This is a genomic window from Leifsonia sp. A12D58 (genome assembly GCF_047530025.1).
Classification (GTDB): domain Bacteria; phylum Actinomycetota; class Actinomycetes; order Actinomycetales; family Microbacteriaceae; genus Cryobacterium.
In genome coordinates, this window is the sequence record NZ_JBLJAT010000003.1 from 396,971 (window position 1) to 418,608 (window position 21,638).

At 64.0% G+C, this 21,638-nt stretch carries 20 protein-coding genes; 4 read left to right on the forward strand and 16 right to left on the reverse strand.

Annotated elements, in window-relative coordinates; translation table 11 throughout:
- Positions 1-2: 2 nt before the first annotated feature.
- The 6 genes from ACMT3I_RS10185 to ACMT3I_RS10210 form a co-directional block, all read right to left on the reverse strand.
- A complete protein-coding gene (locus ACMT3I_RS10185; RefSeq protein ID WP_414804375.1) occupies positions 3-1,256 on the reverse strand; it encodes an alpha/beta fold hydrolase in 1,254 nt (417 codons plus the stop codon).
- Positions 1,253-2,731, reverse strand: a complete 1,479-nt coding sequence (locus ACMT3I_RS10190) for a lyase family protein (RefSeq protein ID WP_414804376.1) — start codon at positions 2,729-2,731, stop codon at positions 1,253-1,255. The genes ACMT3I_RS10185 and ACMT3I_RS10190 overlap by 4 nt, the downstream gene beginning before the upstream one ends.
- Positions 2,724-3,338, reverse strand: a complete 615-nt coding sequence (gene pcaG / locus ACMT3I_RS10195) for a protocatechuate 3,4-dioxygenase subunit alpha (RefSeq protein ID WP_414804377.1) — start codon at positions 3,336-3,338, stop codon at positions 2,724-2,726. Before pcaG ends, ACMT3I_RS10190 begins: the two co-directional genes overlap by 8 nt.
- On the reverse strand, positions 3,331-4,104 hold the full coding sequence (pcaH, locus tag ACMT3I_RS10200) for a protocatechuate 3,4-dioxygenase subunit beta (RefSeq protein ID WP_414804378.1): 774 nt from the start codon (positions 4,102-4,104) through the stop codon (positions 3,331-3,333). The genes pcaG and pcaH overlap by 8 nt, the downstream gene beginning before the upstream one ends.
- 49 nt (positions 4,105-4,153) lie before the next feature.
- On the reverse strand, positions 4,154-5,335 hold the full coding sequence (locus ACMT3I_RS10205; protein WP_414804379.1) for a 4-hydroxybenzoate 3-monooxygenase: 1,182 nt from the start codon (positions 5,333-5,335) through the stop codon (positions 4,154-4,156).
- Between the two features lie 151 nt (positions 5,336-5,486).
- Positions 5,487-6,299: an IclR family transcriptional regulator gene (locus ACMT3I_RS10210; RefSeq protein ID WP_414804380.1), complete on the reverse strand. Its 813-nt coding sequence runs from the start codon at positions 6,297-6,299 to the stop codon at positions 5,487-5,489.
- 88 nt (positions 6,300-6,387) lie between these two features.
- On the opposite strand from ACMT3I_RS10210, the gene ACMT3I_RS10215 reads away from it, so the two are divergent.
- Positions 6,388-7,143 carry a YqaJ viral recombinase family protein gene (locus ACMT3I_RS10215; protein WP_414804381.1) on the forward strand — a complete coding sequence of 252 codons (756 nt, stop codon included), beginning with the start codon at positions 6,388-6,390 and terminating at the stop codon, positions 7,141-7,143.
- A 51-nt stretch (positions 7,144-7,194) separates the two neighbouring features.
- Here the strand turns inward: ACMT3I_RS10215 and ACMT3I_RS10220 are convergent, their stop codons facing one another.
- The gene (locus tag ACMT3I_RS10220) at positions 7,195-7,833 is read right to left on the reverse strand and encodes a Pr6Pr family membrane protein (RefSeq protein WP_414804382.1); all 639 of its coding nucleotides are present in this window, start codon (positions 7,831-7,833) and stop codon (positions 7,195-7,197) included.
- A gap of 146 nt (positions 7,834-7,979) precedes the next feature.
- Between ACMT3I_RS10220 and ACMT3I_RS10225 the strand changes: the two genes are divergently transcribed.
- On the forward strand, positions 7,980-8,975 hold the full coding sequence (locus ACMT3I_RS10225; protein WP_414804383.1) for an NADP-dependent oxidoreductase: 996 nt from the start codon (positions 7,980-7,982) through the stop codon (positions 8,973-8,975).
- Positions 8,976-9,005: 30 nt separating this feature from the next.
- On the opposite strand, the gene ppk2 is transcribed toward ACMT3I_RS10225, so the two are convergent.
- The 9 genes from ppk2 to aceA form a co-directional block, all read right to left on the reverse strand.
- Complete coding sequence (gene ppk2, locus ACMT3I_RS10230) at positions 9,006-9,905, reverse strand: polyphosphate kinase 2 (protein WP_414804384.1); 900 nt, start codon at positions 9,903-9,905, stop codon at positions 9,006-9,008.
- A 29-nt stretch (positions 9,906-9,934) separates the two neighbouring features.
- Entirely contained in the window at positions 9,935-10,609 is a 675-nt protein-coding gene (locus tag ACMT3I_RS10235; protein ID WP_414804385.1) for a signal peptidase I, read from the reverse strand.
- On the reverse strand, positions 10,606-11,340 hold the full coding sequence (locus ACMT3I_RS10240; RefSeq protein WP_414804386.1) for an LPXTG cell wall anchor domain-containing protein: 735 nt from the start codon (positions 11,338-11,340) through the stop codon (positions 10,606-10,608). Before ACMT3I_RS10240 ends, ACMT3I_RS10235 begins: the two co-directional genes overlap by 4 nt.
- Before the next feature lie 2 nt (positions 11,341-11,342).
- Positions 11,343-12,572 carry a ricin-type beta-trefoil lectin domain protein gene (locus ACMT3I_RS10245; RefSeq protein ID WP_414804387.1) on the reverse strand — a complete coding sequence of 410 codons (1,230 nt, stop codon included), beginning with the start codon at positions 12,570-12,572 and terminating at the stop codon, positions 11,343-11,345.
- A 67-nt stretch (positions 12,573-12,639) separates the two neighbouring features.
- On the reverse strand, positions 12,640-13,323 hold the full coding sequence (locus tag ACMT3I_RS10250) for a hypothetical protein (protein WP_414804388.1): 684 nt from the start codon (positions 13,321-13,323) through the stop codon (positions 12,640-12,642).
- 124 nt (positions 13,324-13,447) lie between these two features.
- Positions 13,448-14,041 (reverse strand): alternate-type signal peptide domain-containing protein, encoded by a 594-nt coding sequence (locus ACMT3I_RS10255; RefSeq protein ID WP_414804389.1) that lies wholly within the window; start codon positions 14,039-14,041, stop codon positions 13,448-13,450.
- A 536-nt stretch (positions 14,042-14,577) separates the two neighbouring features.
- On the reverse strand, positions 14,578-15,108 hold the full coding sequence (locus ACMT3I_RS10260; RefSeq protein ID WP_414804390.1) for an N-acetyltransferase family protein: 531 nt from the start codon (positions 15,106-15,108) through the stop codon (positions 14,578-14,580).
- A 119-nt stretch (positions 15,109-15,227) separates the two neighbouring features.
- Positions 15,228-16,889 (reverse strand): malate synthase A, encoded by a 1,662-nt coding sequence (aceB, locus tag ACMT3I_RS10265; protein WP_414804391.1) that lies wholly within the window; start codon positions 16,887-16,889, stop codon positions 15,228-15,230.
- Positions 16,890-16,910: 21 nt separating this feature from the next.
- Positions 16,911-18,257, reverse strand: a complete 1,347-nt coding sequence (gene aceA, locus ACMT3I_RS10270; protein WP_414804392.1) for an isocitrate lyase — start codon at positions 18,255-18,257, stop codon at positions 16,911-16,913.
- Between the two features lie 179 nt (positions 18,258-18,436).
- On the opposite strand from aceA, the gene ACMT3I_RS10275 reads away from it, so the two are divergent.
- Both ACMT3I_RS10275 and ACMT3I_RS10280 read left to right on the forward strand, forming a co-directional pair.
- Positions 18,437-19,987, forward strand: coding sequence for a helix-turn-helix domain-containing protein (locus tag ACMT3I_RS10275; protein ID WP_414804393.1), 1,551 nt, complete (start codon positions 18,437-18,439; stop codon positions 19,985-19,987).
- 140 nt (positions 19,988-20,127) lie between these two features.
- Positions 20,128-21,573 carry an NAD(P)/FAD-dependent oxidoreductase gene (locus ACMT3I_RS10280; protein WP_414804394.1) on the forward strand — a complete coding sequence of 482 codons (1,446 nt, stop codon included), beginning with the start codon at positions 20,128-20,130 and terminating at the stop codon, positions 21,571-21,573.
- Positions 21,574-21,638: the final 65 nt, after the last annotated feature.

The following is a 21,638-nucleotide window of genomic DNA, read 5'->3' on the forward strand; positions in this document are numbered from 1 at the left end:
GGTCATCGGGATTCCTCCGCTTGGCGCTGCGCTGATGGGTCGAGTGATGTGGCGGATGCTGCGGCGGCCGCTTGATCGGCTGCCACGTCGAGTGCTGCATAGGTATCGCGCGCGATGCCGAATGCCGTGTTCGCGGCCGGCAGTCCTGCGTAGAGCGCGGTGTGCAGAATCGCCTCGCTGATCTCGGCCCTCGTCAGTCCATTGGTCAGCGCAGCACGCACGTGCATGGCGAACTCGTGCTGATGGCCGCCGGTAATCAGGCTGGCCAGGGTGAGCAGGCTGCGACTGCGACGATCAAGAACTGGTCTTGTCCAGACCTCTCCCCAGGCGTACCGGGTGATGAAATCCTGAAAGTCAGCGGTCTCCGGGGTGATCGCCGAGGTGGCAGCATCCACGTGCGTGTCACCGAGCACCGAACGGCGCACGGCCATGCCGTTCTCGAACACCGAATCCGCGTTGCCTGATGCAGCCGCAGCCGCACTTGCCAGGTGCTCCCCGAGCAATGTGGCGAGCGCGTCAGGGCGTTCGTAAGCGGGCAGGTGCGCGACGCCTGACATCGTGACGAGTCTGGCGCCGGGGATAACAGTGGCCAGCTCCGCGAGCACGGCAGTGGGGGTGGGCAGATCGAACTCGCCTGACACACAGAGTGTCGGCGTGCGGATGGCGGCGACGGCATCCGTCTCGTCAAATGCAGCGAGTGCCTCACAGCAGAGCGCGTATGACTCGTCGTCGACATCGACCAGGCGCTTGAGCGCGCTGCCGCCGGCCGCCGGGTTACGCTCCAGGAAACCGGGGGCGAACCATCGCTCTGAGCTGCCGGCGACCATCGCAGCCGTGCCGCTTGCGCGCACCTGTGCTGCCCGATCGATCCAGCCCTCTGCCGCTCCGATCTTGGCGCCGGAGCAGATGACGGCGAGGCTGGCCAGACGCGACGGGTAACGGATGGCGAGCTCAAGACCGACGGTGCCGCCGAACGAGATGCCGGAGTAGTGGAATGCCCCGCCCCCGATCGAATCGACAAGGGCGACCACTCCGGCAGCAACCTCGGCGACGGTGAACGGCGCGCGGGCGGCCGGGCTCGACCCGTGTCCGGGCAGGTCGAAGCAGAGCACCCGGTAGGTCTCGGCAAGTCGGTGCGCGACATCCGCCCAGAGCGCAGTCGTGGTGCCGAGCGACGGCCCGAGCACTACCAATTGGGCGTCGGCGGCACCGTTTCGCACCGGCAATACGGTGCCGTGGATGATGGGCGTCGTCATGGCGCGGTGCTCCCTTCGTCGTGCAACGTTTCGTCGTGCAGTGCTGGAGAGTCGGCCGGTGCGTCATCGGACGACGGTGAAATCACACGGAGGTGGCGGGCCAGAACCTTGTCGATCGCCGCGGCCGATTGATCGCTGCTCCCGCCAGGCTCGCAGGCACTCCAGACGCGAGCGCGGAGATCCTCGTGCGAGCCGTGCGCAACAAGCAGTCCGGAGAGCACCACGCGTAGTGGGCGGCGCGTGGTGACGGATTCGGCCGACGCCTTCTCGACCATGGCGAAGGCCGCCGATTTTCCAAGGGCGTCGGTGAGGATTGCGGTGACACGTTCGCTGTAGATAAGGCCGTCGGTGACCTCGAGGTTTGCCGCCATCCGCTCGAGGTCGACGTCAAGTCGACCGGCCAGCGATGCGGCGGCAGTTGTCGCGGCGAGTGCATGGCCTTCCAGATCGCGCAGCGGCTGCCATTCGGCGTGCCAGGCGCCGGCAGGTCGCTGATCTTCAGAGAGCAGGCTGCCGTGCACGGTTGCCAGCAGTCCCGGCGTCTGGCGAGCTGCCGACACGATGAGCACGGCCGTGACCGGATTGCGCTTGTGCGGCATGGCGCTCGATCCGCCCTCGCCGACGCCGAGGCGCTCCGTGACCTCGCCGATCTCGGTGCGCGACAGCACGGTGACATCAAGCGCGATCGTGCCGACGACGCCGGTGATCTGGGCGAGCAGGGCAGCGAGTTCGGCCACGACCAGGCGGTTGGTGTGCCACGATATTCGCGGAACCGCGAGTCCGAGGCCGCGTGCGAACCGCACAACAACCGACTCGACAACTCGGTCGGATGCCGCAGCTTCGGTGAGTACCGCCAGGTTGCCGACCGCTCCGCCCAGCTGGGCGGGCAACGTGGCACGCAGGGCTGCAGCGCGCTCGTATACCGTCAGTACCGCGTCGAGCCAGCCCGCCGCCACGAATCCGAAGGTCGTCGGGGATGCCTGCTGGCCCAGCGTGCGGCCGGCCATGACGCTACCGCGGTGCGCATCGGCCAGCGCTGACAACTCCCAGGCCAACGATCGCAGCCTGACCAGAATCTCGGCAAGCACCTCGCCGGCGATGACCATCGCTGCGCTGTCGAGGATGTCCTGGCTGGTGGCACCGACGTGGATGAAATCAGAGGCGCCAGGCCGGACCGCCTCTGCAGCGGAACTCATCCGTTTAACCAGCGGAATCACCGGGTTGCCGCCGCTGCGTCCTCCGGCGGCGATCGCCTGCGCCGTGGCGTCATCAAGCCACACACCGGTTGCCAGTTCATCGCACACGGCGCTCATCCAGTCCGGGGCCAGCTCGGTTGCGATGAGTGCACGGCTGAGCGCGAGCTCGACATCCGCCATCGCGCGAAGCCACGCTTTGTCACCCGTCAGCTCGCGCGCCCTGGTGTCATGGCTGAGTGGATCGAGCAGGCCGAGATCGCTATATTCCAATTCAGGCATGATCAGCCGGTCCAATGCCGTTCGCCGAATCGAAGTCAAAGAAGACGGTTTCACCCTCGCCCTGCATCCGGATGTCGAAGCGGTACGACGGCACTCCCCCGACCGGGCCATCGGCCACCGCAATGAGTGTGCCACGTCGATCGGCGACAATCGTGCCCAGCACGGTGTCGCGCTGGTGCAGCTCGCCGTCTTCGGGGAAGTAGACCCGGGTGAAGAGATGATGGGTGAGCCCGCGGGCGAACACGGTGACCAGGATGTATGGCGCGGCCGAACCGACAGCCCCCGGCTTCACCGTGGTGAACGTGTAGTGACCGCCCAGGGTGACGGGCGTGCGGCCGAACCCGGTGAAGGTGAAGCCGTCGCGATCCAGACTGCCGCGCTCGTGCACGGGGCTACCAGAGGCGTCGGCCTGCCAGATCTCGAGAATGGCATCCGGGATGTGGTTGCCAGCGCCATCGATGACCGTGCCGTGCAGACGGATGGCCTGGGGGTGGTGGCCGGGCACCAGATCAGAGCCGCCCGCGTACGGCAGGGCGTACCCGAAGAAGGGTCCGACTGTCTGGGACGGGGTCTGGATGAGCGTGCGTGACGTGCTCTCATTACTCATCTGCGTCTTCGCTTTCCATCCAGGTGGACTTCGAGCCGGTGAGCACGATGTCCCAGTTGTAGCCGAGCGAGTATTCAGGGACGCTGGCCTCGTGATTGTAGGTACCGATCAAGCGCTTCCTGGCCGCAGGATCCGTAATGGACTGGTAGATCGGATCCAGCGCGAACAGCGGGTCGCCCGGAAAATACATCTGGGTGATCAGCCGCTGCGTGAACTCGGTGCCAAACAGTGAGAAGTGGATGTGGGCGGGGCGCCAGGCGTTGTGGTGGTTCTTCCACGGGTACGGTCCCGGTTTGATCGTGGTGAAGAGGTACTCGCCGTTGTCGCCGGTGATGGCGCGGCCGACACCGGTGAAGTTCGGATCGAGTGGGGCCGGATGCTGATCGCGCTTGTGCACGTAGCGGCCGGCGGAGTTGGCCTGCCAAACCTCGATCAGCTGTCCGCGCACCGGGCGACCCTCGCCGTCGAGCACCCGACCGCTCACGGTGATGCGTTCCCCGAGCGGTTCACCGTTGTGCTGGATGGTGAGATCGCTCTCCAGCGGGTTGACATCGGTGTGGCCGAAGGCCGGCGAGACACGTTCGATCTCTTCTGGATCGGCCCGCACGAGTTCGTGGGTGGGATGGCGCAGCACGGAGCTGCGGTACGGCGGGTAGTCGCGCCGCGGGTGGTTCGCAGGCGAGTGTCCGGCGGTGACGCGCGCACGCGCATCCGCTTCAGTCGCGTCGATCTCGGCGCTGATCGTGTTCTGTGACTCCAGTGTCATGAGTGTCGCTTTCGGCTGTCGGAAAGGGGGCGGGGCTGCGAGCGGCGAGCTAGAGCGGCAGGCCGGTGTACTGCTCGGCAAGCGAACGCTGGGCGTGCAACGAGGTGGTGAGGTAGTCGAGCTGGCCGAGCTGGCTGCGGTAGTCGAATGCGGCGGACTGCAGGTCGCCGGGGTGGCGGTGCAGCATCTCGGTCATCCACTGCGAGAACTGCTGGGTGCGCCACTGGCGAGCAAGGGCAGCCTCCCCGTATCCGGCGAGTGTCGTGTCGTCGCCCGCATAGTGGTCGACAAGTCCTGCCGCCAGCTGGGTGACGTCGGAGATCGCCGAGTTGAGGCCCTTGGCACCGGTGGGCGGCACGATGTGGCCGGCGTCGCCGACGAGGAAGAGCGAGTGGTAGTCGAGCCTGGAGGCCACGAAGCTGCGCATCGGCGTGATCGACTTTTCGGTGATAACGCCCTCGTGCAATGTCCAGCCCGGAATACCGAGTCGGCGCTGCAGGGCATCCCAGATGCGCTCATCCGACCAGTTTTGGATGTCGCCGGCCGGGTCGACCTGCAGGTACAGGCGGGAGACACTCGGCGAGCGCATCGAGTGCATGGCGAAGCCGTCTTCATGCAGGGCGTAGATGAGCTCATCGGTCGACGGGGCGACGTCGGCCAGGATGCCGAGCCAGGCGAACGGGTAGCTGCGGTCGTAGAGCATGATCGCCTCGGTGGGAATCGACGCGCGACTCACTCCATGGAAGCCGTCGGCACCGACCACGAAGTCGGCAGTGATGTCGTGCTGTTCGCCGTCGAGCGTGAACGTGACGCGGGGGCTCGTCGACGTGAGGTCGTGGACTGCGACATCCGCTGCCTCGTAGTAGATGGTGGAGCCAGCATTGGTGTGCGCGGCGACGAGGTCTTTGACGACTTCCTGCTGACCGTAGACGGTGACGGTGCGGCCGATGAGGTCGGCGAAGTCGATATGGTGGCGCTCCCCGGCGAACTGCAGGTAGATGCCGTCGTGCACGAGACCCTCGGTGGCGAGACGAGCGCCGAGGCCGAGCCGGGTGAGGGTCTCGACGGAGCCTTGCTCGAGCACACCGGCGCGGATGCGAGCGAGCACGTAGTCCTGGGAACGGTTCTCCACGACGATCGAGTCGATGCCGGCATCCCGGAGGGCCCAGCTGAGCAGAAGGCCCGCTGGTCCGGCGCCGATGATGGCGATGCGGGTAGTTTCTTTCGGCACGGAGGGACCTTCCTAGCAACGGTGACAGGTGTTCCCAGTGTGCGGGGGTGACGGTCGATGCGGGGAGGGGTTTCCACTGAGTGGAAGATCAGCACACAGACCAAGGCACAAGGCTCCGGGCCCCCGACACGCTCCCGACGATTGGCGCGACCTAGGCCCCGGCTCGGCGATAGCCGAGGGCACGACTGATGCCGTGGGCGGCTAGCCGCACCGCATGCTCCTGCTCGGGCGACGGCCGATCCGCCGTGCGCGTCACCGTCGACACCGCGGCCACGACCTGACCGGTGCGATCCCGGATCGGAGCCGCCACCGAGCTGGATCCGCTCGTCATCTCCTCGGACATCAGCGCGACGCCCTGGGCCCGGATGCCGGCCAGTCGCTTGCGCAGCTCCTCCGGCGAGGTCACCGTCTGCGGCAGGAAACGCTGCAGGGATGTTGCCAGATACGACTGGATGACATCCGTTGGGGCGAAGGCGAGCAGTACCAGACCGACGCCGGTGGAGTGCAGGGGAAGCCGCCCGCCGACGCGAGAAATGATGTGTACAGCACTGTGCCCAGACAGCTTCTCAAGATAGAGGGCGTCGTGCCCGTCAAGGATCGCCAGATGGACGTGCTCGCGGGAGCTCTCGTAGAGGTCCTCGAGGTACGGCAGCGCGATGGTGCGCAGATTTCGGGCCGTCGGCGTCTGCACGCCGAGCTCCCAGAGCCGCATGCCGAGCGAGTACCGGCCGTCGTCAAGCCGAGTCAGCCCACCCCACGCCACCCATTCTGCGACGAGACGATGTGTCGTCGACAGCGGCAATCCCGCGCGCTCGGCGATCGCACTGAGACTCAGCGCAGAGGCGGGCGACGGCTTGGCGAATGCGTCGGCGATGGCGAACAGGCGCGCAGCAACAGAACGGTCGTCAACCGGGAGCGGAGATTCGCCCTCGGGGACCCCTCTACTGGCTGGCTTCCCTGACATCGCCCCCACGCTACTCGAAGTCCCCCCAAATCGCGGAGTCCAGCCGTTCCCGCGCAACTCGCAGTCGCACAGGAGGCACAATAGAGAGGTGACTGATGCGATGCTTACCCTCTTCGACGAGGGAGAGCTCCCGTCAGTAACGTACGTGCAGAGTACCGAGCGGCCTGCCTCCCCCGCGCTGATAGTCGCTCCGCCGATCGTGACGGCACCGCCGATCACGTTCCGCCCGCGCACATCGCACCTGCAGCGCATCGTCGCTGACTCCACCGACAGGGTTGCCTGGTTGCGGGCGCGCAGCCAGGGCATCACGGCAACGGATGTCGCCAAGCTCGCGACCCCCAAGTCGGTGCAGAACGCGGCATACGACAAAATGCACGGCACCAGTTTCGGCGGCAACAGCTACACCGATCATGGCCGCGCGCGTGAACCCGAGATCGCCGCCTGGGTGCGCCGCAACTACGGCATCGAGCCGAGTACTGCACTGTTCCGCTCCGAGTCGCATTCTCGCCACCTGGCCACCCCCGACGGCGTCGTACAGACTCCGACCGGTGAACTCGAGCTGGCCGAGATCAAGACGACGAGCAAGGCGTGGCGCAGCATCCCGCGCTCGTACCTGCGACAGGTGTGGTGGCAGCAGTATGTGCTCGGCGCCGAGCGCACCCTGGTCGTGTGGGAGCAGCACACCGATTTCGTGCCGGTCAACGACGAACCAGAGTGCCAGTGGGTCGACCGCGACGAAGACCAGATCGCGATTCTGGTGGGGTTCGCCAACCAGTTGATCGACATCCTTGATCGCCAGGCGACCAAGAACGCCCAGTACCCGCCGTACGACGACTACCGCTAGCGCTAGCGCCACACCGAGCAACGCAGGCAACACCACCCGCATCCACCCGCGCTACTCGGGCGGCTGCAACTTTCGCACCCGACTGAGCGCGAAGAATCCGGCGCCGACGGCCACGATCACGACGGCGATCAGCAGCACGTAGAAGACCACTCCGCGATATCCGCTCTGTTGCGACGGGTCGAGGAATGGGTATGGGTACCAGCCGGTGGCCGCCCCGCGAATCATCGTGTAGATCGCCCACACGATCGGGAACACCGCGACGATCCACAGTCGTCGCCAGGGCAGCGTTGTGCGCCCGGAGGCGAACAGCCAGTCGAGCAATACATAGAGCGGACCCCAGAGGTGCAGGATCTCGTTCGACCAGCCCAGCGTGGTGCCCTGATCGAGCGAGATATCGCGCAGCAACAGGTTGTAGACGATCCCGGTCGTGACCATGTAGGTGGCGACCGAAGCATGCACGAGGTTGAACCAGGGTGGGTCGACCCGCACGGTGAAGCAGTACCAGGCCCCCAGCAGCAACGTGAGAACTGCAAGGCAGTTGGAGAGCACCGTGAAGAAGCTGAAGAAGTTGGTCAAGAAGAAGCCGACATCGGCCGGTTCAAACGACAGGCTGAAGCTCAGCTGCGCGATGACGGCGATGGCGATGCCGATGGCAGCCACGATCCGGATCGCTCCGTATGTTCGTCTCACGCAATGCTCCTGTCGGCGGCCGTCGGATGTACTTGCAGACTAGCGGCACGGATCGAATGACCAGCGGATGCTCATCGCCGGATACAGCGGATGCAACGAACCGCCACGGACGTGCCCCGACCCGCCGGATGCTCCACACTGGGCAGATGGGAATCTCAGCTGATCTGCCAGCGACAATGCGCGCACTCGTCATCGACCGACTCGGCAGTGCCGACGAACTTCATCTCGCCGAGGTGCCGATCCCGGCCACTATCACCGACGAACTGCTCATTCGTGTGGTGGCCGCTGGCATCAATCCGATCGACGCCAAGACACGCGCCGGCTCCGGGGCATCCGCTGCCATCGTTGCGTTCCCTGTCGTACTCGGCAACGATTTCAGTGGCGTGGTCGTCAAGGCTCCATACGAGACGTTTCCGCTGCAGCCCGGTGACGCCGTCTACGGAATGGGCCGCACGCCGCGCACCCCAGGAACCTACGCAGAATACGTGCCGGTGAGCAGCATGAGCGTGGCGAAGAAGCCCGCGAATCTTTCGTTCACCGAGGCCGCCGGCGTTCCCCTTGCGGCTTTGACCGCGTGGGGCATGGTGCACACCGTCGCCCACGTGCGACCGGGACAGCGCGTTCTCGTGCATGCGGCCAGCGGCGGTGTCGGTCACTTTGCCGTGCAGTTCGCCCGGATTATCGGTGCCGAGGTCATCGCGACCGGATCAGCGCGCAACGCCGAATTCCTGCGTGAGATCGGTGCATCCGAGGTCATCGACTACACCAGCGAGCGCTTCGACGAGGTGCTCGCCGACAACAAGGTCGATGTCGTGATCGACCTGATTGGCAACGTGCACGACGAAACGGGCAGCCGTTCGCTCGGTATCATCGCGGCCGGGGGCATCCTGGTGAACGCTCCGACCGGCAGCTGGCCGACGATGATGGCAGATGCCGACGCCGCAGGGGTCAGGGCGAGCACATTCAAGGTGCCGGCGGATGCTCACACGCTCGAACAGATCACCGCGCTCATCGAAGCCGGCGAGGTGCGGGTAAACATCGACGAGATCTTCGACTTGGAAGACGGGGCAGCTGCGCACCGCGCGCTGGAAGGCGGGCACACCAGGGGCAAGATCGTGTTGCGGGTGTCCTCGGGAGCGTAGGACTCTGCGAAATCTCAGGAGCGAGACGAGCTAACGTGCCGCCTTGTTTTTCGACGTGCTCGTGCCGCTCTTATTCGTGCCGCCCTTGTTCTTGCCGCCCTTGTCTTTGCCCTTCGACTTCAGGGCCGCCGCGATATCAGGCACGTATCGGCTGAGTTCTCGCGGCGGACGTTCGTAGTCGGTCGCTTGCGGGCGCTCGGGAATCTCGACAGCCGGCGGATTGAGCGGCACGTACGGCACCTGCGAGAGCAGATGACTGATCATGTTGAGGCGTGACGCCCGCTTGTCGTCGCTTTCGACAGTCCACCACGGTGAGATCGGGATGTCGGTGTGCACGAACATCTCGTCCTTGGCTTTGGAGTACTCCACCCACTTCGAAATCGAGAGCAGGTCTGTCTCTGACAGCTTCCACCGGCGCATCGGGTCGTTGGCACGCGATCGAAACCGCGCCTCCTGCTCGACATCAGACACCGAGAACCAGTACTTGAGCAGGATGATGCCGTCTTCGATGAGCATCCGCTCAAAGATCGGAGTTTGGTGCAGAAACTCGCGGTACTGGTCGGCCGTGCAGTAACCCATGACGCGTTCGACGCCGGCCCGGTTGTACCAGGAGCGGTCCATCAGCACGATTTCGCCCGTGGTGGGCAGGTGCTCAATGTAGCGCTGGTAGTACCACTGGCCGCGCTCGCGATCGGTGGGTGTCGGCAGCGCAACAATGCGGGCCAGACGGGGATTGAGGTATTCGGTCACCCGTTTGATGGCGGATCCCTTGCCGGCGGCATCCCGGCCTTCGAAGATCACCACGACCCGGGCTCCGGATTCCTTCACCCATTGCTGCATGGTCACAAGTTCGGCCTGCAACCGACGGAGTTCGGCCTCGTATGGGGCCTTCGGCACCCGTTTGATTGCCGCTGAATGCTTCGGTGACATGCCGAGACTCCTTTGTTCGGACCTTCAGCCTACGCAGAAGTGTCGTCGTCGAGAGTGTCTTGTGAAACGAATTCACGTTCAGCTATTTTGCTGCGACGCTTCTTCATCGCAGCGTTGATGGAGCTTGCCACGGTGAATCCCGCGTAGGCAAAAAGTAGTCCGGCAGCCACCGTGACGATCCAGGATCGGTTCTCACCGTTGACGGCATTGTTTACCCAGCCGAGTAGAGGAATCGAGTACCAGAGCTTGCCCTGGATCTGTACCGGGAGCACCGGGTCATCGATAGCACTGTTGTTGTCACCCTGGAAGAGGAAGCTGCGTTCTCCGTTCGCGATCAGGTTGATCGCGATGATGCGGTGCGTGATCACGCCTCGCTTACCCGACTCAATCTGATAGGTCGCGATATCGCCGATCCCGAGTGCATCGGGGTCGATCGGTTTCACGATAATCAGGGTTCCCGGTGGCAAGCCGGGCTCCATCGAGCTGGTGAGTACAGTCATCGGCAGCGCGCCGGCGACCTTCGGGATCACGATCACGAGGGCCGCGATAGCCAGCACCGCGAGCAGGAGCGCCGCACTCAGCGAGACGCCGAGGTAATGCCACAAACCTCGTTCTCGCGGGGCGGCCGGCGCCGGATCCGTCGCTGCGGTGATAGACACCGGAGCGCTGACCCCCGCGTCGGTCACCACAGCGACGTCACTCATGAGCCTTCGCTCTTGCGTCGACGACCAACGAGGAAGAACAGTAGACCTCCGGCAATCAGCCCGCCAACGATCATGAGCGGCATTGTCGCGTCGAAGCCAGTGTGCGCCAGCGCACCCGATGTCACCGACGCAGCGGATGTCGAGCTCGCCGTCGGGTCGGGATCGGGCACGATCAGTACGGCACCGTCATCGCAGGCCGACACCGGGAACGGACCAGCAGCCGCATCGCGCATGCCGACCCGGGCGTTCAGGCTCGCTCTGGCGTTCTGCGCGACCTGACCGGTGACATCCGCCATGGCGAATGTCACGGTCATCTCGATGGCCTGCCCCGCCGCAAGCGCCTGGGACTCGACCAGGACGTCGCAGTCAGCGAGGCCAGACAGCGGTGTGGCCCTGATCACATGATCGCCGGAGTTGACCGTTGAAATCGACACAGATGCAGCGAAATCAGACGACGGCGTCACCACGTCTGCTGCGCTCAACCGAACTTCGGCTGCAGCTGCCGTCGGATTCTTCACCCACAGCGTCGCCGACTGCGAGTGGCCGGGAATCAGCGTGCCGAGCCCCTCGAACAAGTCAGTGTCGAGTGCGGTTGAGTAGTGCACGCCATCGGAACTCACCAGGATTACCGGTGTCGGCTCGGCAGCCGACGCAGCCGGAGCCAACGCAAGACTGGATCCAGCTGCCAGGAGCAATGCTGTTGACAGGGCTCGGTTGTCTATGATTCTCATCGTTAGCCCACCATCTCTGTCATTGTGAATCGTTGCGCTGACGACGTTGCATTGCAGTCATTCTGTACAACCTGACTCGTCGCACGGGGGCTGGTACCGACGTCCAGGCAACGACCGGTGCTGACGTTCTGGATCTGGAACTGCCCATCGGTGTCGGTCGCCACAAGAGACCACACCTGTCGTGCCCCACTCGAGGCCAGTTCCATCCCCGCATTGTTGGCAGCGCTGACCGGCCGCATGTACAGCGGAGCGTACTGCGCGAGGATTTTGCCGTCGGCCTGGAACTTCCAGTTCTGATTTGTGCCACCGTGGCAGCCGTAGACGATCAGCGCGACTCCTGAGGTCGTGTTTTCTTCGTTCCCGTCCAGACAGAAGGAGCTGCCCGGGTTGACGATCTTGTACCAGGAGTTTGGCGAGATCGTCTTCGCCTTCGTCGTCACGCTGGTTGCGCTGGACGCAGCCGAGGAATTGCCGGCAGCATCCTTAGCTTTGATCGTGTAGCTGTAAGCGGTGACGGGGGTAAGCCCGCTGTCGGTAAACGAGAGCGTCGCCGACGTACCCGCCAGAGTCGTGCCCCGGTAGATTTCATAAACCACGACGCCGACGTTGTCGGTTGACGCTGTCCACGTCAGGGTTGTCCCTGTACTCGTCGTTGCCGATGCAACCGGGGCACCTGGTGCTGTCGGGGCATCCGTGTCGAGCACTGTCTGGATTGCAGCGGCCGTCGCACTCGATGACCAGTTTCCGATGGCAGACGTGAGTGTGAGAGTTCCGGCAACGCTCATGCCCGCGAGTGAGCTCTGCTGGGCAGGAGAGATTGTGGTGCGCACACAATAGGTCTTTGCACCACCAGCTGCGAGCGTCCCCGTCAATGCGGGAATTGTGGTCCAGCCGCTGCTGGTGGCATTGCCAGGCACTTGCGCATTTGCCGTGCAGGTTGCACTCTCCCACGTACGGACAACGGTGCCCGTTGCCAGACCGTTCCTGTCAGCGGTCCCGAGCACGAGCGTGAACGGCGCGGTGATCGTTCCGCTGTTCGTCACCGTCACAGATCGAGTGGTCGAGCGCACCGTGGCGTTGTAGGTAACTGCAAGCGCCGAGAAGCCGGACTGCGTGACGCCAACAGCACCGGACGAGACAGTCGCACTCAGCGAAACGGCCGGAGTTGTCCACAGCGCAGATGCACCTGCTGTGCCAACGAGGGTCAGGAAGACGGTTGTGCCGATTGCCATGGTGAGTCGGCTACGAAGCCCGGAACGGCGGGGGCTGGCGGTACGGCGTGATGAGGATGTCATGGGTTCAGGCCTGTGTCCCGTCGATGAGGACCGCGACTGAAACGCCGGATTGGCTCTGGCTCCCGCTTGGCGCAGTCGGCGGCAACGTCACAGCGACACAGAGGATGCCAGAGGCGCTGAGCGCGAGGCTCGACCCCAGGCTGGCCGTTGTCGCGCTTGCGAACGTCCCTGTCCAGGCCACGGGGGTGGTTCCGCTCGTGCACTGCGCCGTGGTCGTTGCGACTCCGACGGTGACGACCAACGATCGCGTGAAATCCGTGGATGTTGCGGGTGGCGTCAGGCCCGTCACTCGCAGCGCAAGCGGAACATCGCCGGTGTTCGCAACCGTTGCGGTTCCGTAGAGCGTTGAGCCCGGGTACATCTTTGTTGCTGGCAGGGTGAGGGCGCTGGTGACGGCAAGCGTTGCAGTGCCTGACGTGACCGCTGTGGCGGGCGCTGCGACGGCACTCTGGCTCAAGTACGCGTAGCTGCCACCGGCCGCGGTGACAGCGAGCACGATCGCGCCGACGATGCTGGCGATCGTCACGCCGATCTTGCCAAAGATCTTCGGTTCGGGGCGGTCAACGACCTCTGGGTCTGGGGTGCGCGACAGTGCGCGACTGAACTTCGGGTTCATGTACGTCTTGCCTTCCGCTGCTCGGGTAAGGAGCGCAAAGAATGAGGGCAGGAGTGGGATGCTAGGTGCCACTAGTGCCTGAGGTCGTGCGATCAATCGACAGGCCGATGCAGCGCGTACTCGGGTAAGTGCGCGTGCATCGGTATCGAAACGGATGCCGGGTGCACGCGGGTAAGTTCGCGCACCCGGCAATCCGCTAGATCTGGGTGAGCGTTACAGCCAGGTTCGCCAGGTTGACAGAACCGAGCTTGGCGGCGTTTCCAACGCCCGCTGCACCGAGCGGGAAGGTGAGCGTGACGGTCGAGGTCACACTGGTCGAGACGCCGGCTGCTCCCGCTGTCACGGTATAGGTTCCGGCATCGGCTCCCGTGCCCGCAACGACACCATTGCCGACGGTTGCAGTCAGAGTGGCCGACTTGGTCAAGGCGAGTGCGAGTGCATCATCTGCAGCCTTGCCCGGCGTCGTCGCCGTGACTGAGGCAGCACCGATTGCCAGGCGAGCGACAAGGTTGTTGCCGCTCGCTACGACGGCAACGGTGCTGGTGTACGCCAGAACATCTCCTGGAACTGCCCTGAACGCCGTGATGTCGGGGATTGTCACCGCAGTGGTGGTGCCGTTCTTGAGGACTGTCCAGGTTCCGGTCGTGGTCGTCGCGCTCAGGTTGCCTGCAACGATCGTTCCACCGGCGACAGCTGCGCTGTCATTCCAGGAGGCGAAGGTGCCCGCGCCGCCGAGGAGGAGGGCGATACCGGCAGCACCGGCGATGGACCCCTTGATGAGCTTGTTCATGATTTCCTTTCGCGACGTCAATAGCCGTCGGGTGTTCCCTGCCACGTGAGGGCAGGGCAAAGCAAAGATGCGCACGACTCATGCGCATCAGGAACGCCGCGATTGGCATCTGGCCAGGTCTCTGCAAGTGAACCGAGAGTCCGGCGGGCGGGGGCCCACGAATGGGGTAAGCGGCCCCCGCCGGCCTTCGCATTTGAAACTATAGGTCAGGACAGACAGATCTGTCTTACCCCTTCCACCCCCCACTACAGGGCACGAAAATTAGCGTTGTCGACTTTCACTCATTAACTTTTAATGCAGGTCAAGCCCCAAAAAAGTACCAATCCGAGCGAAAAGCCCCCAAAAAACTACATTTTGTAACCTATATGGTTACTAGACAGCACTGTCTACTGCGCAGGGATACGCGAACCGCTCACGTGAAAGTTTTTTGGCGTCGTCGCATGAATTAATCAACGCGTCGGTCCGATCGGAACAGCGCGTCGTAACGAGCAAAACGGGATGTGGCAAACGATCAATAATCGCGGCTACGCAAGCGGTTAGAGCGAGCGCTCCATGACGTGGTCGTGATGTAGCTCTGGCCCGACCATAAACGTCTTCTGACCGACGATGTCGAATCCGCTCTTCTCGTAGAACCTGATTGCCCTGGCGTTCTGAGCATTAACGCCGAGCCAGATGCCGTGCGCCGATCGCTCACGAGCAGCATCGAGTGTTGCCGCCATCAAGGGGGCAGCGATGCCGGCACCGTGCCGATCACCGAGCACATAAACCTTGCTCAGTTCGACGGTGGGCCGAACGGTGATCGCTGCCGCGACATCCGCCGCCACCGGCTCGCCGAAAACGAGCATGGTGTATCCGGCAGCTGAACCATCGTGTTCAGCGAGGCGGATGTCACGCGTCGGGTCGACGAGATACTGGCCGAATCGCTCCTCGCTGAGCGTTGTAGCGATGAACTCGGCGATCGATTCGGGAGCCGTGCCCGGAGGGCACGCCAGCGCAAATGTGGCCGCGGCCAGCACTGCGAGTTCTGGAGCATCCGATGGCTGAGCCTGGCGAATCGTGACGGTCATTCCGCCAGCATAGTTTTCACTGGCCGCGCAACGCGCGCCGATGCGCCGCCGGCGTCGGGTGGACGCGGGCGGCACATCGGCTATCAGGGCGCGTCGTCGGTCAGAAGAACCTGGCTCGCTTAGAGGAATCGGGCATATGCCCCCACCGTGAGAAAAGTGGGGAACTCCGGCTCAAGCGCCGCAGCACGGAACACCTCGAGTGCATCGTCGAATCGATCGTTCGGGGTGCGCTCAAGACCGACAAAGACGTCGGCCACCACGGTCGCGACCCAGGCCTCGTCGATCCGGCGACCCTCAACCGTCACCGAGTTGTTGTGGATCCACTGCCAGATCTGCGACCGAGAGATCTCGGCGGTCGCCGCATCTTCCATCAGGTTGTCGATGGCTGCAGCGCCGACCCCGCGCAGCCACGATTCGATGTAGCGCAGCGCGATCACGACGTTGTCGCGCACACCGGCCTCCGTGATCTCCCCACCGATGCCGGCGACGTCGAGCAGCTCTGCTGCCGTCACGCGCACCCAGTCACGAGTGCGCTCAAGCTGGTTCGGCCGCTCGCCGAGAATTCGGTCGAACTCGGCCTGCGCGGTAGGGATGAGGCCGGGGTGTGCCACCCAGGTGCCGTCGTAGCCGTCTCTCGCCTCTCGGCGCTTGTCGGCAGCGACCTGCTCGAGTGCGCGCTCTGTGACCGCAGGGTCACGCCGGTTCGGGATGAACGCGCTCATGCCGCCAATAGCATAGGCCCCGCGCTGGTGGCAGGTGGCGACGAGCAGCTCAGCGTATGCCCGCATGAATGGCACCGTCATGGTGATTTGCTTGCGGTCGGGGAAGACAAACCGCTGGCCGCGAGCACGGAACGTCTTGATGATGCTGAAGATGTAGTCCCAGCGGCCAGCGTTCAGGCCTGCACAGTGCTCGCGCAGCTCGTAAAGAATCTCTTGCATCTCGAAGGCGGCCTGGATCGTCTCGATCAGCACCGTCGCCCGAATCGTGCCGTGCGCAATTCCGACACACTCCTCTGCACACGTGAAGATCTCGTTCCAGAGCCTGGCCTCACGATGGCTCTCGAGCTTCGGCAGGTAGAAATATGGTCCGGTTCCTGAGTCGATCAGCGCCTGCGCGTTGTGAAAGAAGTACAGCCCGAAGTCGATCAGGCTTCCGGATGCAGGCATCCGCCTGTTTGCCCGATCGACAAACATGATGTTCTTCTCGACCAGGTGCCAGCCGCGCGGGCGCATCACAATGGTCGGCGTCGCGCCAGTCGTTGCGTCTCCGGTGACTCGATAGCTTTTTCCTTCAGGGCTGTCGAAGCTGAGCTGCCCGCGCACGGCATCGAACAGGGTGAGCTGCCCCTCGATCACGTTCGCCCATGTTGGGCTTGTCGCGTCTTCCTGATCGGCCAGCCAGACCTTCGCGCCCGAGTTCAGCGCGTTGATCGCCATCTTGCGGTCTGTCGGTCCGGTGATCTCGACGCGGCGGTCTTCGAGGCCTGGTCCTGCACCGGCCACGCTCCAGGTGCGGTCGACACGGATGTGCTCAGTTTCGCTGAGAAACCGGGGATCGCGACCCTTCGCGACATCCGCTCCCGCCTGAAGCCGTGCGGCCAACAGGTCGTGTCTGGTACCGGCGAACCTGTCGTGCAGCTCGGCCAGAAAGTCGAGTGCGGCAGGAGTGAGGATCTCTGCGTAGCGCTCCCCCAGCTCGCCGACCACTTCCAGCCTTGGCACAGTGGGTGAGCTTGTCGACTCCAGGCGATCAATCGTCGCCTGTGACGTTGTGTTCATGGTCGTATCTCCTTCGAAGTGTTAGAACTGCTCGGACTCGGTTGAGCCGACAAGGGCGAGCGTTGCGCTGTTCGGATTCAGTGCTGTTGCAATCCGGTCGAAGTAGCCGGTGCCGACCTCTCGCTGGTGGCGGGTTGCGGTGTAGCCGGCGCTCTCTGATGCGAACTCGGCTTCCTGCAGGTCGACATATGCACTCATCGCTCGCTCGGCGTAGTCGGCCGCAAGCGTGAACATCGAGTGGTTGAGCGCGTGGAATCCGGCCAGCGTGATGAACTGGAACGTGTACCCCACCGCCGCGAGTTCCCTCTGGAATGCGGCGATCTGCTCGTCGTTCAGGTGGGATTTCCAGTTGAACGACGGTGAGCAGTTGTAGGCGAGTTTCTTGCCTGGGAAGTCTTGGTGGATGCGCTCTGCGAAGCGCACGGCGAGCTCCAGGTCTGGCTCGCTGCTCTCGACCCAGAGCAGGTCGGCATATGGCGCATACGCGAGTCCACGAGCGATAACGGGCTCGATGCCGTTCTGCACATCGAAGAAACCCTCGGCCGTGCGGGTCCCGGTCAAGAACTCCTGGTCTCGCGGGTCGATATCGCTGGTGATCAACGTGGCGGCCAACGAGTCGGTGCGGGCGATGATGATCGACGGCACGCCGGCGACATCCGCCGCCAGCCGGGCAGCGTTCAGGGTGCGCACGTGCTGGCTGGTGGGAACGAGTACCTTGCCGCCCATGTGGCCGCACTTCTTCTCGCTGGCCAGCTGGTCTTCCCAGTGCACGCCGGCCGCCCCTGCCTCGATCATCGACTGCATGAGCTCGTAGGCGTTCAGCGGGCCGCCGAAGCCTGCTTCTGCATCGGCGACGATCGGAGCGAGCCAGTCGCGCGCTTCGCCAGCGTCGGCTGCCGCCGCCTCACTCGCGTCGATCTGGTCGGCACGCAATAGAGCGTTGTTGATGCGACGGACGACCGCCGGAACCGAATTCGCAGGGTAGAGCGACTGGTCTGGATAGGTCTGACCTGAAAGGTTGGCATCCGCTGCCACCTGCCAGCCAGAGAGATAGATCGCCTTGAGGCCTGCACGCACCTGCTGCACTGCCTGGTTGCCGGTGAGTGCGCCGAGGGCTGAAACCCAGTGCGGATCTTCTGGGGTGCCGTTTTCGTTGATGAGCTCCCACAGCTTCTCTGCGCCGCGGCGGGCCAGCGTGCGTTCTTCGCGCACAGTGCCGCGCAGGGCGATCACGTCTTCTGCGGTGTAGTCGCGACGGATGCCGTCCCAGCGCGAGTCAGCTGCCCACTCGAGGGCAAGCTCGGCAGCGGTCTGCGTCTGGTCGCCGGGGCGAGTGGTGTTCTGTGAGCTGCTCGCGCTGTGTTCCATGAGAGTGCCTCCATTGGCTTGTTGCGGAAGATCCGGTGTGCTGGCTGATCTGTTGGTCGGTCAACCAGATCTGTTGGACCAACTCTGTGGGCGCCGCGTGCGGTTCGATCCGGAAAGTCATGCAGAAATAGCGCAGTATTTCTGTTTGCCAGAAGAACACGGGCATGTGAGCATGAATCATGATCACCGACGATCGACCCAGAACCTCCCCGACGGTCTCCGGCAGCTCGACGACGTCGGGCAGCACAGAGCCGGCCAGCTCTGAGTCAGCGCACAACGACGCGCTCACCCTCGGGCGGCGCATCCGCGAGCTGCGTTCGGCGCGCGGCATGACCCTCGAAGAACTGGCAACCGCCGTCGACCGCGCACCGTCCCAGGTCTCAATGATCGAGAACGGAAAACGCGAGCCCCGCCTCGACATGCTGCGCTCACTTGCCGCAGCGCTCGATACCACTGTTGACGAACTGGTGAAGGCTGAAGCGCCATCCCCGCGTGCGGCCCTCGAAATCGCTGTCGAGCGAGCCCAGCGCGGACCGGTGTTCGAGGCGCTCCGGCTACCGAAACTCCGCGTGAATAAAGGCCTGAGCGACGAGAACCTGCAGACGATCCTGGCGCTGCACGGCGAGATCGAACGCCTGCACCGCGAGCGTGCGGCAACCCCCGAGGAGGCCAGGCGGGCAAACGCCGAGCTCCGCGCCACGATGAGGGCGCGCGACAACTACTTCCCTGAGCTCGAGGCCGAGGCCCAGAAGTTGCTGACCGCCGTCGGGCATTCAGGCGGTCCCGTGTCGCAGCAGGTGGTCGCAGACATGGCAACCCATCTGGGCTATTCACTGCACTACGTCGGAGACTTGCCGCACTCGACCCGCTCTGTGACAGATAAGAGGTACGGCCGCATCTACCTGCCGATGGAACGGTCAGAGTCTCGCGACTCCCGCTCCCCCATCGTGCAGGCGTTCGCCAGCCATCTCTGCGGCCATGAGGAGCCCAGAAGTTATGCCGATTTTCTGCGCCAGCGCATCGAAACCAACTATCTGACGGCCGCCATCCTGCTGCCGGAGAAAGATACGGTGAAACTTCTGACCGAGGCCAAGAACCTCAGGCGCATCTCGATGGAAGATCTACGGGACGCCTTCTCCGTCTCGTACGAGACCGCAGCACACCGCTTCACCAACCTGGCCACGGCCAGACTCGGTATCCCGGTGCACTTCATGAAGGTGCACGAGTCAGGCACCATCATCAAGGCATACGAGAACGACTCGGTACGTTTTCCGAGCGATGCCCTCGGAGCGGTCGAAGGAACCACCGTGTGTCGCAGCTGGACGGCGCGCACGGTCTTCGATGTCGAAGACCGCTTCAGCCCCTGGTATCAGTACACCGACACCCCATCAGGCACGTTCTGGTGCACCTCTCGGGTAGAGAAGGCCAGGGAAGGCGAGTACTCGGTGAGTGTCGGGGTGCCCTTCGCCCACGTCAAGTGGTTCCGCGGTCGAGAAACCATCAACCGGGCGGTGTCGACGTGCCCGGACGAATTGTGTTGCAAACGAGCTCCCGACGACCTCACCGATCGCTGGGCGAGCCATTCCTGGCCATCAGCGCGCACGCCGACCAGCCTGCTGGCCGCCCTGCCGACCGGAACGTTTCCGGGCGTTGACCAGACGGAGGTGTATCAATTCCTCGAATGCCACGCACCGACCGACCCGTCAAACCGACGAAGTGACCGGACATAGTGCCCTTTTCGGACAATTCAGGCAGCTCAGTTGGTGCACGCCCCCAGTTCGCTTTGCAAAGATTGGTCACCGGTCATTTTGTGTGACAGGTCGACATTTGAGCCCCATCGAGGCACTGAAGAAGTGTGAGCAGAACTGACATGCGCAGTACCGTATTCGAACGACAGCCAAGCTCGGCCCGAGTTGTAAGCGAATCACTCGCCACAACTCGCCACTCGGTGTTCTGGCTTGACGACATCGCGCCGCAGACCACGTACCCGACACTGACGGGCCCGATCGAAGCTGATCTCGCAATCGTCGGGGGCGGCTACACCGGCCTCTGGACGGCAATCATCGCCAAGCAGCGCAACCCCGATGCACGCGTTGTCCTGCTTGAGGCCCGCACTATCGGTTGGGCGGCATCCGGTCGAAACGGGGGCTTTTGCGAAGCCAGCCTGACCCACGGTGACGAGAACGGTCGCTCCCGCTGGCCAGACGAGTTCGAGCGACTGAACGAACTCGGCTTGCAGAACCTCGACGAAATCGAAAGCACCGTCGCCGAACTCGGCATCGACTGCGACTTCGAACGCAACGGCTCGCTCGACCTCGCTGTCGAAGAGCACCAGGTCGAGTGGCTGCGTGAGTCAGTCGCCGACGTGCCCGTCGGCGACGACTCAGTCGAGTTCCTCGACACCGAGGGCGTGCGTGGGCAGGTCAACTCGCCCACGTACCTGGCCGCCGTGTGGAACAAGCGCACCTCGGCACTCGTGCACCCGGCAAAACTGGCTTCAGAGCTGGCACGGGTTGCAACCGAGATGGGCGTCGAGATCTTCGAACACAGCCCGGTCACGTCTCTGGATACCGATGGCTTGAGCGCGAGTGAGGGCACCGCGCTGCAGACCGCGAAAGGTCGCGTCACAGCGATCAAGACGGCACTGGCCACCAACGTGTTTCCCTCGCTACTCAAGCGCAACCGCCTGCAGACAGTCCCCGTCTACGACTACGCGTTGATGACAGAGCCACTGAGCGATACCCAGCTCGCCGACATCGGCTGGCAGAACCGCCAGGGCCTCGGCGACATGGCCAACCAGTTCCACTACTACCGGATGAGCCGCGACAACCGCATCCTGTTCGGCGGGTACGACGCCGTCTACCACTATGGGCGCAAGGTGCGTAGCGAGTACGAGAATCGTCCGGAGACGTATCGCACGCTCGCCGGCCACTTCTTCACGACGTTCCCGCAGCTCGAGGGCCTCTCGTTCAGCCACCAGTGGGCGGGCCCGATCGACACCTCGACCCGGTTCTGCGCATTCTTCGGCACAGCGCGCGGCGGACGCATCGCGTACGCGATGGGGTTCACCGGTCTCGGCGTTGCGGCGACACACTTCGCGGCGAAGGTCATGCTCGACAAACTCGAGGGACTCGACACCGAGCGCACGCGCCTGAAGATGGTGCGCGAACGCCCGCTGCCCTTCCCGCCAGAGCCCGCAGCATCCATCGGCATCCAGGCCACTCGCTGGTCGCTCGATCGCGCCGACCACAACCAGGGTCGTCGCAACCTGCTGCTCAAGACTCTGGATGCCGTCGGCCTCGGCTTCGACTCCTAACGCACCGCACCCTGCAGCTCGGCTCTCCCGGGAGTCACGAGCACGTAAACGTGCAACTGCGCGGC

What these genes read in the sequence shown, in the direction of transcription:
- ACMT3I_RS10185 (WP_414804375.1), bottom strand. Translation starts at nt 1,256, where the DNA reads ATGACGACGCCCATCATCCACGGCACCGTATTGCCGGTGCGAAACGGT.
- ACMT3I_RS10190 (WP_414804376.1), bottom strand. Translation starts at nt 2,731, where the DNA reads ATGCCTGAATTGGAATATAGCGATCTCGGCCTGCTCGATCCACTCAGC.
- pcaG (WP_414804377.1), bottom strand. Translation starts at nt 3,338, where the DNA reads ATGAGTAATGAGAGCACGTCACGCACGCTCATCCAGACCCCGTCCCAG.
- pcaH (WP_414804378.1), bottom strand. Translation starts at nt 4,104, where the DNA reads ATGACACTGGAGTCACAGAACACGATCAGCGCCGAGATCGACGCGACT.
- ACMT3I_RS10210 (WP_414804380.1), bottom strand. Translation starts at nt 6,299, where the DNA reads ATGTCAGGGAAGCCAGCCAGTAGAGGGGTCCCCGAGGGCGAATCTCCG.
- ACMT3I_RS10225 (WP_414804383.1), top strand. Translation starts at nt 7,980, where the DNA reads ATGGGAATCTCAGCTGATCTGCCAGCGACAATGCGCGCACTCGTCATC.
- ppk2 (WP_414804384.1), bottom strand. Translation starts at nt 9,905, where the DNA reads ATGTCACCGAAGCATTCAGCGGCAATCAAACGGGTGCCGAAGGCCCCA.
- ACMT3I_RS10235 (WP_414804385.1), bottom strand. Translation starts at nt 10,609, where the DNA reads ATGAGTGACGTCGCTGTGGTGACCGACGCGGGGGTCAGCGCTCCGGTG.
- ACMT3I_RS10240 (WP_414804386.1), bottom strand. Translation starts at nt 11,340, where the DNA reads ATGAGAATCATAGACAACCGAGCCCTGTCAACAGCATTGCTCCTGGCA.
- ACMT3I_RS10245 (WP_414804387.1), bottom strand. Translation starts at nt 12,572, where the DNA reads ATGGCAATCGGCACAACCGTCTTCCTGACCCTCGTTGGCACAGCAGGT.
- ACMT3I_RS10255 (WP_414804389.1), bottom strand. Translation starts at nt 14,041, where the DNA reads ATGAACAAGCTCATCAAGGGGTCCATCGCCGGTGCTGCCGGTATCGCC.
- ACMT3I_RS10260 (WP_414804390.1), bottom strand. Translation starts at nt 15,108, where the DNA reads ATGACCGTCACGATTCGCCAGGCTCAGCCATCGGATGCTCCAGAACTC.
- aceB (WP_414804391.1), bottom strand. Translation starts at nt 16,889, where the DNA reads ATGAACACAACGTCACAGGCGACGATTGATCGCCTGGAGTCGACAAGC.
- aceA (WP_414804392.1), bottom strand. Translation starts at nt 18,257, where the DNA reads ATGGAACACAGCGCGAGCAGCTCACAGAACACCACTCGCCCCGGCGAC.
- ACMT3I_RS10275 (WP_414804393.1), top strand. Translation starts at nt 18,437, where the DNA reads ATGATCACCGACGATCGACCCAGAACCTCCCCGACGGTCTCCGGCAGC.
- ACMT3I_RS10280 (WP_414804394.1), top strand. Translation starts at nt 20,128, where the DNA reads ATGCGCAGTACCGTATTCGAACGACAGCCAAGCTCGGCCCGAGTTGTA.